At 47.2% G+C, this 11344-nt stretch carries 11 protein-coding genes and 1 pseudogene; 11 read left to right on the plus strand and 1 reads right to left on the minus strand.

What is annotated here, in order from left to right; genetic code table 11:
* The first annotated feature begins 58 nt into the window (after positions 1–58).
* From M4D81_RS24665 to M4D81_RS24680, 4 genes are all read left to right on the plus strand, one after another.
* Positions 59–1603 carry a right-handed parallel beta-helix repeat-containing protein gene (locus M4D81_RS24665; protein WP_260068375.1) on the plus strand — a complete coding sequence of 515 codons (1545 nt, stop codon included), beginning with the start codon at positions 59–61 and terminating at the stop codon, positions 1601–1603.
* Positions 1604–1895: 292 nt separating this feature from the next.
* Positions 1896–2321 carry a disulfide oxidoreductase gene (locus M4D81_RS24670; RefSeq protein WP_071220808.1) on the plus strand — a complete coding sequence of 142 codons (426 nt, stop codon included), beginning with the start codon at positions 1896–1898 and terminating at the stop codon, positions 2319–2321.
* A gap of 181 nt (positions 2322–2502) precedes the next feature.
* On the plus strand, positions 2503–3126 hold the full coding sequence (locus tag M4D81_RS24675) for a flavin reductase family protein (protein ID WP_260068376.1): 624 nt from the start codon (positions 2503–2505) through the stop codon (positions 3124–3126).
* Positions 3127–3221: 95 nt separating this feature from the next.
* The gene (locus M4D81_RS24680; protein ID WP_194544830.1) at positions 3222–3908 is read left to right on the plus strand and encodes a sulfite exporter TauE/SafE family protein; all 687 of its coding nucleotides are present in this window, start codon (positions 3222–3224) and stop codon (positions 3906–3908) included.
* A gap of 6 nt (positions 3909–3914) precedes the next feature.
* Here the strand turns inward: M4D81_RS24680 and M4D81_RS24685 are convergent, their stop codons facing one another.
* Positions 3915–4322: a FixH family protein gene (locus tag M4D81_RS24685; protein ID WP_260068377.1), complete on the minus strand. Its 408-nt coding sequence runs from the start codon at positions 4320–4322 to the stop codon at positions 3915–3917.
* A 73-nt stretch (positions 4323–4395) separates the two neighbouring features.
* Between M4D81_RS24685 and M4D81_RS24690 the strand changes: the two genes are divergently transcribed.
* From M4D81_RS24690 to M4D81_RS24720, 7 genes and pseudogenes are all read left to right on the plus strand, one after another.
* Positions 4396–4551: a hypothetical protein gene (locus tag M4D81_RS24690; RefSeq protein ID WP_162487590.1), complete on the plus strand. Its 156-nt coding sequence runs from the start codon at positions 4396–4398 to the stop codon at positions 4549–4551.
* A 247-nt stretch (positions 4552–4798) separates the two neighbouring features.
* Entirely contained in the window at positions 4799–5170 is a 372-nt protein-coding gene (locus M4D81_RS24695) for an iron chaperone (RefSeq protein ID WP_260068378.1), read from the plus strand.
* 258 nt (positions 5171–5428) lie between these two features.
* Positions 5429–6205 (plus strand): TerC family protein, encoded by a 777-nt coding sequence (locus M4D81_RS24700; protein WP_071220836.1) that lies wholly within the window; start codon positions 5429–5431, stop codon positions 6203–6205.
* A 240-nt stretch (positions 6206–6445) separates the two neighbouring features.
* Positions 6446–8701: an ATP-binding cassette domain-containing protein gene (locus tag M4D81_RS24705; RefSeq protein WP_260068379.1), complete on the plus strand. Its 2256-nt coding sequence runs from the start codon at positions 6446–6448 to the stop codon at positions 8699–8701.
* Positions 8702–8745: 44 nt separating this feature from the next.
* Positions 8746–9243, plus strand: a complete 498-nt coding sequence (locus M4D81_RS24710) for a DinB family protein (RefSeq protein WP_071220813.1) — start codon at positions 8746–8748, stop codon at positions 9241–9243.
* A gap of 233 nt (positions 9244–9476) precedes the next feature.
* Positions 9477–9695 (plus strand): annotated as a pseudogene (locus M4D81_RS24715) (SRPBCC domain-containing protein); the annotation flags it as partial.
* Between the two features lie 319 nt (positions 9696–10014).
* A complete protein-coding gene (locus M4D81_RS24720; RefSeq protein WP_071220814.1) occupies positions 10015–11265 on the plus strand; it encodes an MFS transporter in 1251 nt (416 codons plus the stop codon).
* The last annotated feature ends 79 nt before the right edge of the window (positions 11266–11344 follow it).

Genomic DNA, 11344 nt, shown 5'->3' on the forward strand with positions numbered 1-11344 from the left:
TGACTCGAATATTGATCTCCATGTAATATAAATAGGAACAGATGGGAGATGAGGAACGATGTTGAAATTAGTAAAGGCGTTGCTGGCGGGATTGAGCATAACTGTATTTGGTTTGGATTCTGGAAATGTACAATCTTCCCCCGCGTCGGCAGCCGGTACTGAGTACTATGTAGCTACCGACGGGAGTGACTCCAATCCAGGGACGATGAGTGCGCCTTGGAAGACGCTGCAGCATGCGGCTGAGGAGGCTGATCCGGGCAGCTTGATTTACGTTCGGGGCGGCGTATATAATCAAAAACTCAAGATAACACGCTCCGGTACAGCCTCGCAGGGTCCCATAACTTTCAAGAACTATGGATCAGAGAAAGCTATCATCGATGGTACTGGACTTTCAGTCAACGGGATCGAAGGGCTTGTCGAGCTAACCAATGTGAATTACATTACGATTCAAGGCTTGGAGATTCGCAACTATACAACGACTTCCAGAAACGCGGTTCCTGTTGGAATTTATGTTCAAGGTTCTGGCGGCTTTATAAATCTGACGAATAACAACATCCATGATATCAAGAGCACAGTTACACCTACCGGCAGCGATTTGCTTGGCAGAGATGCTCATGGTATCGCCGTATACGGCACCAAAGCTCCGGAATCGCTTCATGACATTACGATTCACGGGAATGAGCTGTACAATCTAATCTTGGGTTCCAGTGAAACACTGGTGCTGAATGGTAATGTAGATACGTTTAAAGTAACGGACAATCTCATTCACGATAACGACAACATCGGGATCGATATTATCGGTTTCGAGGGAACTGCGCCGGAAGAAGCATACGACCAGGCCCGAAATGGTTTGGTGAAAGGGAATCGGGTATATAATATTTCCTCCAACAACAATCCTTCTTATGGGGAAAAACTCCCGAATAACAGTAATGCAGCCGGTGGTATTTATGTTGATGGCGGTAAAGACAGCATCATTGAGCAAAACTACAGCTACAACAATGACATCGGCATTGAAATTGCCTCGGAGCATGCGGGCAAATCCACCAGTGATATTACGATCCGAAGCAACGTGGTGCACAATAACCGGTTGACGGGCATCGCCATGGGTGGATACGACGACGAACGGGGGTCAACGGTGAATTGCAAGATCGTGAACAACACTGTATACAATAACGATCTTTTAGGTGAGGGCAGCGGTCAGCTCTATGTGCAGTATGATACGAAAAATAACGTGATTAAGAACAATATCTTTGTGGCCAGTTCAACGGGTGTGCTGATCTACAATGAATATACAAAAAATTCAGGTAACGTGGTGGATTACAATCTATATTTTTCACCAGGCGGTAGTACGGATGCTTTCTGGACATGGAAGAACAAAGATTATGCTGGCTTTACCGCATATCAAGCGGGAACCGGCAACGATGCGCATTCATTGTTCAAGGATCCTGCATTCGTCAATGCTTCCGGAGGCGACTTCCATCTTCAATCATCGTCCTCGGCGATTGATGCTGGTTCGACGGATAACGCGATTATCGGTACCCAGGACATTGACGGGCAGCCAAGAGTGCAAGGGGCCGATGTGAACATCGGCGCAGATGAGTAAAGTTATGCTTTTTTAGAAACGAGCAACAGAGTTGGAGTGTTAAGAGAGACTAATATAGGCTGTTTCGGTAGCAATCGTTGTTTTTATGTGGACAACTTCGGCTTCGAACTCGATAAAAAGTCGCCAATTTTGGCGGCTTTTTTGTCTTCCTGTTAATATTTTTCCAGCTAGATCGAACCTATAGCCCGAAGGAGCCATTTTCATTTATAGACAATTAAGAGAAAATGAGAAAACATATGACCAAATCTCGTATGAGGGCTAGAAACAAAATAGAAGGGAGGTCGTTTGAACAATGAATAAAACGGGAGTATGGCTGTTTTTTGCATGGACTGTATCAGCTGTGGCAACTAGCGGAAGTTTATTTCTTAGTGAAGTATGGCATTTTACGCCATGCGTCTTATGTTGGTATCAAAGGATCTTCATGTATCCATTAGTCATTGTCTTGGGAATCGCGGCATATCGGCAAAAGACGCACATTGTCCCATACATCCTACCCCTTGTCATCATTGGTGGAGGCATATCTACATATCATAGTATCATTCAAAAACTCCCCAAAGAGTCAGATATTGCCGCATGCGGGCCGGTATCCTGCTTGAATGACTATTTGAATTGGTTCGGTTGGTTGACCATTCCGATGCTGGCATTTGCCGCGTTTGTGCTCATCGCCGTGGCTCTATTGCTGGCCCTGCGCTCGCAGAAGCAACAAACAAACCAGTGATGAAAGCTGCTCTTACTATATGACCTGTATCAGCCGTCCTTAGGGTCGGCTTTTTTCAATCATCAATGATATGATAGTGATCCAATTTTTATATCTTGCGGTCTTATTCCATAACCCTATGCTCCAATAACGAGCTTGTGATACATTACTTAAAAATCATGTCGAGGAGATGGAATCTGATATGCATAAAGTCATACATCCCAAAATTCATTATTTCGGGACTTCGGTCGTGTTGATAAGTACCATCAACGAAGACGGCACACCCAATCTGGCTCCGATGTCCTCAGCCTGGTGGCTCAATCAATCATGCATGCTTGGTATGAGCAGCAAGTCTCAGACTGTTCAAAATATCATTCGTGAAGGGGAGTGCGTGCTTAATCTCCCGTCGATTGACTTGATTCCCGCAGTTGAGCGTCTGACCCTGTTAACAGGTCGCAATCCGGTCCCTGAGTCGAAAGCAGCAAGGGGGTATCAGTTTGAGGCGAATAAATTCGGTGTCGCAGGGTTAACACCACTTCCGTCCCAGCTCGTTCAAGCGCCGCGTGTGAAAGAATGCCCTGTCCATCTGGAAGCCAGGTTTGTCAAGCTCCATCCTTTTGAAGAACCAAGCTCACTTGTTGCCATCGAAGTGCGCATTGATAAAGTTCATGTTGGGGTAGATCTTCTTATGGAAGCCCATTCAAACTATGTCGATCCTTCGAAATGGAATCCGATGATTATGAATTTTTGCGAATATTTCGGTCTAAGCGAGCAATTGTCCTCATCAAAATTAGCGCCGGTATTCGGACCTGATTCAGTAGAATAGTTATTCTTAATATTCGCGCACCTTCATACAATGAATGGATGTGCGATCCTATGAAGAACGGCGTATATTGTCCGGCCGGGAAGGGGTTTGAGAACATGGACTGGACGGGAAGCGGATTACTGTTAGTAGCTCTGACAGGCTTGATGGGGGCGCCGCATTGCCTGGTGATGTGCGGAGGGATCGTTTCTTCTCTGGCCCTTCGAACCAGCAGTTCTCCGCTTGCTTCTACGTTAGCCTACAACGCTGGCAGAGTGACAACGTACACGGTGATCGGAGGCTTTATGGGGATGGTGGGCTCCTTCCTGGATGTGGCTGGCAGCTTTGTTGGCTTTCAAGGCGCGGCCAGCATCATTGGAGGTCTGCTCATTCTGCTGTGGACATTTCGTCGGTACACACTGCCCATTTATAACGCGCATCTGCCGAGACATTCTTTGTTGCATCTGAAATTGGAACGGCTTGGTCAGAGGTATGAGTTGTTTGCGACTTTTCTAACGGGCCTCCTGCTCGGTTTTCTTCCATGCGGTTTGACCTATGCGATGCACATGAATGCAGCGGCATCCGGATCTGGTCTGGAAGGCCTCTTGATCATGCTGGTATTTGGACTTTCGACTTTTCCCATTCTACTCCTAACGGCGCTGTCCGCCGGCAGTTTAACGAAAAAGTGGCGCAGAGGAATGCGTAAACTCGGCGGATTTCTGGCCTTTTTAATGGGGGTGCTTTCCATTTTAAAAGGAATTAGCGCCAACGGATGGATCCCGGGAATTCACCCATGGTTATGGTAAGCAGGGCTAGCGAACGTTGAACAACGTCCTCACCGTGACATTTTGATCCTCCCAACGAAGGACCGCTTCTGCTTCCCAAAGTCCTTGCATAACAGGTACGGCCGTTGCGCTGTATACACCTGGCTTTGATTCGACAATCTCGGCGGGGAATACACCACAAAACATATCGGGCATCTTGAGGTTAAGTTTAATATCGGCATTAACAATGGGCTTCTCAGGCAGCTCGGTAATGAAAACCTGAAAGGACGTTTCTTTCATGGGTTCTGCGACAGATTGAACGGTTTGTAATTCCATGCGAAGCTGCCCATCGGTATACAGGTTTTCTACTTTGGAACGATCATGAACCTGCCGGTAAATCGTCATTGCCGCGATTATAAAGAGCAACAGCAAAGCCACGCCCCATCTTGTCTTCATGATATCCCTTCTTTCGCCTGAAAACATGAGTATTCTCTCATAGGTATGTAAGAAAAGGTCAGAAGATGCACATATGGATGACAAGAAATCCGGGCCGGACTCTCTACAACTTTCTAGGGAACTTGCCTGTGAAATGGATGCGGACTTTTTTGTGCCAAATGAACTTTTATCTTATTACACCATTAAGTTACCCTTAGGTTCCGTTTTTGATGCCAATCATGGGCGTTAAATTACAAAGTGGATACATCGGCCATGATAACAAAGGCGAATCGCAATATGGGGTCATTTTCTATTTGAATACAAAAGCGTAGAAACCAAGACATATCATTATATATTGAAAAAAAACTTAATGGGAGAAATAAAAACTCTCTTGCATAAGAAAATCCTCTTGTATTAGAATTGTGTGGGGATCGTATATGTTGAGAATATATAGTTGCTTCTCCGATCGACATCATTTTCATATTAGGAGGAACAACATGGAAGTCTTTGCAGAATATTTAGCACATATTGATAACCCTGAACATCGTGAACGTACGGAAGAGGTTTTGGCTTGGGTAACTAAAAAATTCCCGCAATTAATGCCGAAAATGGCGTGGAATCAGCCTATGTTTACCGACCACGGCACATTTATCATTGGCTTTAGCATTGCCAAACATCATTTGGCTGTTGCACCTGAAAGAGTAGTGATCCAGCATTTTTCTGATGAAATTGTACAGGCTGGCTATGATCACACCAAAGAGTTAGTACGTATCCGGTGGGAAAGACCGGTGGACTTCTCATTACTTGAGAAAATGATCGAGTTTAATATTATGGATAAGGCTGACTGTACAACTTTTTGGCGAAAATAGCAAAAAAAGAATGTATAGGAAAATCCCCTTTAAAAAGGGGATTTTTGATGCTGGCTTCGGAAGTCGCCAAGTTGACCGTGGGGGTGAAAATTTGGCCTGAAATGAATGAAACGAGGCGTTACTTGACAACGTAATAACGAAAGGGAGTCATGGAACAATCAAAACTGGAGAAAAACCTCTGCTCTTTAAAGTGGAGATTAGATGTTTTCAGCCAGAAGTTTACCCATGAACATCGCACATAAGAGAGGGGAAGTACTGTTGGAATCAATTTGGCTGGAGTATGCATGGGCATTACTAATTCTTATTGGATTGGAAGGTTTGCTATCGGCGGATAATGCCCTTGTTTTAGCAGTTATCGCGAAGCACTTACCGGAGGACCAGAAGAAGAAAGCGATCAATTACGGGATTATTATGGCTTTTGTTTTTCGCTTCGCGGCTTTATTTGCGATATCGTTTATTGCGAACGTCTGGCAAATACAGGCGATTGGAGCTGCTTATCTTCTATACCTCGGATTAAAGCACATCATCAAAGCACGTTTCGGTAAGGAAAATAAAAATATTCGCGAGGACATAAAGAAAGATGCTGCCGGTAAAGGCTTCTGGCCAACGGTAAGCAAAATTGCTATTGCGGATCTCGCCTTTGCAATTGATTCCATACTTGCTGCAGTGGCACTGGCACTGGGTCTCCCAGATTCACCGCTTCCGGATTTCGGTGGCATGGACGGAGGACAGTTCTTGGTTGTAGTGATTGGCGGAATCGCCGGGCTCATTCTAATCAAATTTGCAGCCACATGGTTTGTTAAGCTGCTTGCTCAACGGCCAGCGCTGGAGACCACGGCTTATGCGATCGTGGCATGGGTCGGTGTCAAGCTCGCTGTGATTACCTTAGCCCATGAAGATATTGGGGTGTTAGATCACCATTTTCCACATAGCACAGTCTGGACCATAATCTTCTATGGTGTCTTGGTGGCGATAGCCCTTCTCGGTTGGTTTGCACCTGGTAAAAGCAAACAGTCACAGACCGATCAACTCTAGTTCCGTGCTTTCGATCATAGTTGACAGATGGCCTTCCCCCAAGGGAGGGCCATTTTGCATGCCTGACTAAAATTCAATATGAGCAAAATTATGGATTGACATGACACGAAATAGTTTCCTATAATCATTGTGTCACTAAATGGTGTCCAATTAGAACATGTTTATACATACCACACTTCAGCCCACACTTCATATTACAAAACAGGTTGCGTTTGAACCAAGATCGGAAGGATGTTAGCCATGAGCGAATCGAATCAGGAATATATCGTAATCTCGGCTGCGAGGGAAAACAATCTCAAGAACGTATCCTTGCGCATTCCCAAGCGGAAGATCACGATATTCACCGGAGTATCCGGATCCGGCAAGTCATCGATCGTATTCGATACGATTGCCGCAGAATCTACACGTTTGCTGAATGAGAACTTCAGTATGTTCGTGCGTAACTTTCTTCCTCGCTATCCGCAGCCAGATGCGGACGCGATCGAGAATCTGAGTATGGCTGTAATCGTTGATCAGAAGCGGCTAGGCGGCGGTTCCCATTCCACAATGGGCACGATTACCGATATTTCTCCTATTCTCCGTCTTCTCTTCTCCCGATTGGGACAGCCCTATGTCGGACAAGCGAACATGTTCTCGTTTAACGATCCGCAAGGCATGTGTCCCGAATGTAACGGGATTGGTCGCAAATTAGGCGTCGATATGAGCCAAACGCTGGATATGTCAAAGTCGCTCAACGAAGGGGCTATTATGCTGCCGGATTATTCGGTGAACGGCTGGGAGTGGAACATGATCGTGCAGACCGGGGACTTTGATCTCGATAAGAAGCTGAACGACTATTCGGATGATGAACTGGATCAGCTGCTGTACGCCAAGGCCAGGAAAGTAAAGATGGACTTCGCCGGCAAGGCAACGAATATTACAGTAGAAGGCGTCATTGAGAAGTTCACGAACAAATACATCAAGCAGGATGTGAAGACGAAGTCCGAGCGCACACAAAAAGCTGTTGCACCCTACATTTCAGAAGGCCCGTGTTCCAGCTGCCGCGGAGCCAGACTAAGTCAGGCAGCCCTTAGCTGCAGGATCAATGGACTCAACATTGCCGAAATGTCCTCCATGGAGGTCAGTCACCTCATTCGAGTTATCCGGGCGATTGACAACGCGGTCGCAGCGCCGATGGTGAAATCACTAACGGAGCGGCTGCAGCATCTGGTGGATATCGGGCTTGATTACCTGACGCTGGATCGTGAAACCGACACATTGTCCGGCGGCGAGTCGCAGCGCGTCAAGATGGTGAAGCACCTGAGCGGCAGTCTGGTAGATGTCACTTACATCTTCGATGAGCCCAGCGTTGGCCTACACCCCCGTGATGTACACCGGTTAAATGAATTGCTTCAGAAGCTGCGCGACAAGGGCAATACCGTGATTGTTGTCGAGCATGATCCCGATGTGATCAAGGTGGCGGATCATATCGTAGACGTAGGACCTCACGCCGGCAGCCGCGGCGGCACGATCGTATATGAAGGAAGCTTCGAAGGCTTATTGGAGGCAGGCACGCTGACAGGCACTCATATGAAGCGGCCGCTGCAGCTGAAACAAGATTGCAGGCAACCCTCCGGCAAGCTATCTATCCAGGATGCCACACTTCACAACCTTCAGAACGTGAGTTTAGATATTCCAACCGGCATTCTGACCGTCGTTACTGGAGTTGCTGGCTCGGGCAAGAGTACGCTGATTAACGAAGTATTCCTCAGCCATCATCCGGATGCGATTGTCATTGACCAATCGGCGGTAGGCGTGTCAACACGCTCGAATCCCGCAACCTATACGGGCATAATGGACGATGTTCGCAAAGCGTTTGCTTCTGCAAACAAGGTCAATCAAGGCTTGTTCAGCTTCAACTCCAAAGGGGCTTGCGATAACTGTCAAGGATTGGGTGTAGTGTATACAGATCTTGCATTCCTCGAGAACGTGAAGCTGCCATGCGAAGTATGCGGAGGCAGACGGTTTAAGGAAGAGGTGCTCGAATACAAATTAAACGGCAAATCCATTGCAGAAGTGCTGGAGATGACGGTGGAGCAGGCATTGGAATTTTTTGAACTAAAAGAGGTTGTCCGCAAGCTGCAAGCAATGAGTGATGTAGGGCTGAATTATATTACACTCGGCCAGCCGCTCAGTACGCTCTCAGGCGGAGAATGCCAGCGGATCAAGCTGGCTAGCGAGCTGCATAAGAAAGGGAGCATCTACGTGATGGATGAGCCGACGACGGGCCTACATATGTCAGATATCGGTGACCTGCTTGGGATCATGAACCGTCTCGTGGATGCAGGCAATACGGTGATCGTCATCGAGCATAACCTCGACGTGATCAGTCAAGCGGATTGGATTATCGATATGGGACCGGACGGTGGTAGCCGGGGTGGCCAAGTGGTATTCGAGGGCACACCTTCGAAGATCATCCATGCGGAGCAGTCGATCACGGGAAGATATTTAATGTAATCTAAACCCACTTGTGTCTGCCATATAAGAAGGAGAGGGAAACTATGACGAAACCATTAATTGTCGGAGATGCCGTACATGAATTGGCTCAAACGCGCCGAATCCTGGAGTGCTTACCCGAGGAGCATATGACCTGGAAGCCCCACGTAAAATCAATGACATTAGGGGGACTTGCCACGCATCTGGTCAACCTGTTGAACTGGCAAGTCGCGATTATTCTATACCCGGAATTCGATCTTTCAACCGTGCCCACTCGTCGGGAAGCATTGGAAAGACGCGAAGACGTGCTGGAGGAATTTGACGCGAACGTTATCCAGATTAAAAAGCTGTTAGCCGAATGCGACGAGAAATCGCTGGCCGAGGAATGGACCTTGCGGAACGGCGACCATATTCTCCAGCGTCAACCGCGTGCAATCGCGCTTCGCACCTTCGGTTTAAGCCACATGGTTCACCACCGGGCGCAGCTCGGAGTTTATTTAAGGCTGCTTGATGTTCCGGTGCCGGGCATGTACGGTCCCTCAGCCGATGAGGAAGGCAAGTGAAGTGAGGAAAGCCGCAGGACATGGTCAAGGATGAGGACATATACGAAGTCGCGGAAATCGCGACTTTTTTTGTCAGCCGATATGGACAAGAAAATAAATTCCAAATCGGGCCTGAACGAATTCGACGATTGGGTTATAGAAGTGAGCAATCTGAAAGAAATGCATGAATGAATAACCTGCTATGATCGAAAACAGGAGTTGTCAACAAGTCAAATCATATCGGAGGGCTGAACATGAACCTAAATAATGCAGCAAACAAAATGGAAACGCAAGTTGGTGAATGCGAGATTGTGATCAACCGCATACTTGATGCTCCGCGCGAGATTGTGTTTGATGCTTGGACGAAAGAGGAGCACTTGTCGAAGTGGTGGGGGCCTCAAGGTTTTACGATGACTACTCAGCAGTTTGATATGAAACCGGGCGGCACATGGAAATTTATTATACACGGTCCTCGAACAGAGCATAGACCGTCTTGAGGAGCATCTGGCAAGGATGTCTTGACGCTAACGGCAAACGCCGGTTCAATCAGAAAGTATAAAGCCTCCGAATAGAAGAACCCGATTTAATCAGGATGCAAAAGCTGCTATTGGCGGCTTTTTTGGTTGAATGAAATGGTACTTAACGTGGTAAGTAGATTCGAATTTTGAATATGTAAATTCAGTCTTAAGGAGGAGGTCAACGATGTTGAGGTCCGTATAATAAGGATTGGAAAGGAGAGACATACCACTACTCAAGCTGGCATTTTTATAGAAAAATTGGAGGTTGAAAAGATTGAATAGGCACGACACAAGCACTAATGCACCAAGCCTTCTTCGCAATCGGTTCCTGCAGACCATTTTATTATCGAGCGTGCTTCTGCAGATCGGAATCTGGGTACGTAATTTTGCTATCCTCCTGTATGTAGCGGATAGAACCAATAATGATCCATATGCTATTTCGCTAATCAGCGTAGCAGAATTTGCCCCGATATTTGTTTTTTCGTTCATCGGAGGTACATTTGCGGACCGCTGGAAGCCAAAGCGAACGATGATCTGGTGCGATTTATTATCCGCGGTATCGGTATTCGTAGTGCTTCTGACCATCCATTACGGTTCATGGCAATCCGTCTACCTTGTCGCATTCATCTCAGCTATTCTTTCGCAGTTCTCGCAACCTTCAAGTATGCGATTGTTTAAGTATCACGTGTCTGAAGAACAACTGCAGCAGGGGATGGCTTTATTCCAATCGCTGATGGCCATCTTCATGGTCCTTGGCCCTATGCTAGGCACATTCGTTTACAGCACGTTTGGCCTTGAAACATCGATTGCTGTAATGGGCGTAGTTTTTCTGTTATCCGCGCTCGTCCTGATTCGCCTGCCGGAGGATGATATGAAATCTCAAACAGCCGCCGTAAAAGGGCAATTTCGTAAGGACTTCGTTGAAGGCTTCCGCTATGTTTGGCAAAGCCAAGTGCTGCGCATGCTCGGACTTGCGTTTATTCTCGCCGGACTCGCTGTTGGCGTAGCCCAAGCGCTCAACCTGTTTATCGTAACGGAGCGGCTGGGCAGGAGCGAAGAGTTCCTGCAATATCTGCTAATGGTGAATGGCGCAGCCATGCTCATCGGCGGCGGAATCGTGGCCGTCTTCGCGAAGCGGGTTCCGCCGCAGGTTCTTCTTGCCATCGGCATGCTGGCAGGCGCGGTCTGTACAACCATAGTGGGGTATTCGACTAGTGTTCCGGTCACGCTGACCGTTCAATTTCTAAATGGGCTTGTTTTTCCTTGCATTCATATCGGGATCAGCACCATGATCCTGAAATGGTCGCATGCTTCCATTGTCGGTCGGGTGAATGGGGTTCTGAATCCGATGTTTGTTGGCATGATGGTCATTTCCATGTCTTTCGCTGGCGCGTTAAAAGACGCCTTTTCGCTGAGTACGATCTATAGCGGAGCAGGATTACTGTTTCTTCTTGGCTCACTCGTCATGGTGCCGATCATGAACCAAAAAGCGCCGGAACATGTACTTACTGCACAAGAGACATAATCTCGCACGATCGATAAGGTTATGTGAAGAAGAGCCGGCTAAAAAAATAGTCGGCTCTTCTTCATTCCCGGGGGGGGGG

The organism is Paenibacillus sp. p3-SID867 (assembly GCF_025142895.1).
GTDB lineage: Bacteria > Bacillota > Bacilli > Paenibacillales > Paenibacillaceae > Paenibacillus_AQ.

What these genes read in the sequence shown, in the direction of transcription:
- M4D81_RS24665 (WP_260068375.1), top strand. Translation starts at nt 59, where the DNA reads ATGTTGAAATTAGTAAAGGCGTTGCTGGCGGGATTGAGCATAACTGTA.
- M4D81_RS24685 (WP_260068377.1), bottom strand. Translation starts at nt 4,322, where the DNA reads ATGAAGACAAGATGGGGCGTGGCTTTGCTGTTGCTCTTTATAATCGCG.
- M4D81_RS24705 (WP_260068379.1), top strand. Translation starts at nt 6,446, where the DNA reads ATGAGCGAATCGAATCAGGAATATATCGTAATCTCGGCTGCGAGGGAA.
- M4D81_RS24695 (WP_260068378.1), top strand. Translation starts at nt 4,799, where the DNA reads ATGGAAGTCTTTGCAGAATATTTAGCACATATTGATAACCCTGAACAT.
- M4D81_RS24670 (WP_071220808.1), top strand. Translation starts at nt 1,896, where the DNA reads ATGAATAAAACGGGAGTATGGCTGTTTTTTGCATGGACTGTATCAGCT.
- M4D81_RS24675 (WP_260068376.1), top strand. Translation starts at nt 2,503, where the DNA reads ATGCATAAAGTCATACATCCCAAAATTCATTATTTCGGGACTTCGGTC.
- M4D81_RS24690 (WP_162487590.1), top strand. Translation starts at nt 4,396, where the DNA reads ATGGATGACAAGAAATCCGGGCCGGACTCTCTACAACTTTCTAGGGAA.
- M4D81_RS24710 (WP_071220813.1), top strand. Translation starts at nt 8,746, where the DNA reads ATGACGAAACCATTAATTGTCGGAGATGCCGTACATGAATTGGCTCAA.
- M4D81_RS24680 (WP_194544830.1), top strand. Translation starts at nt 3,222, where the DNA reads ATGGACTGGACGGGAAGCGGATTACTGTTAGTAGCTCTGACAGGCTTG.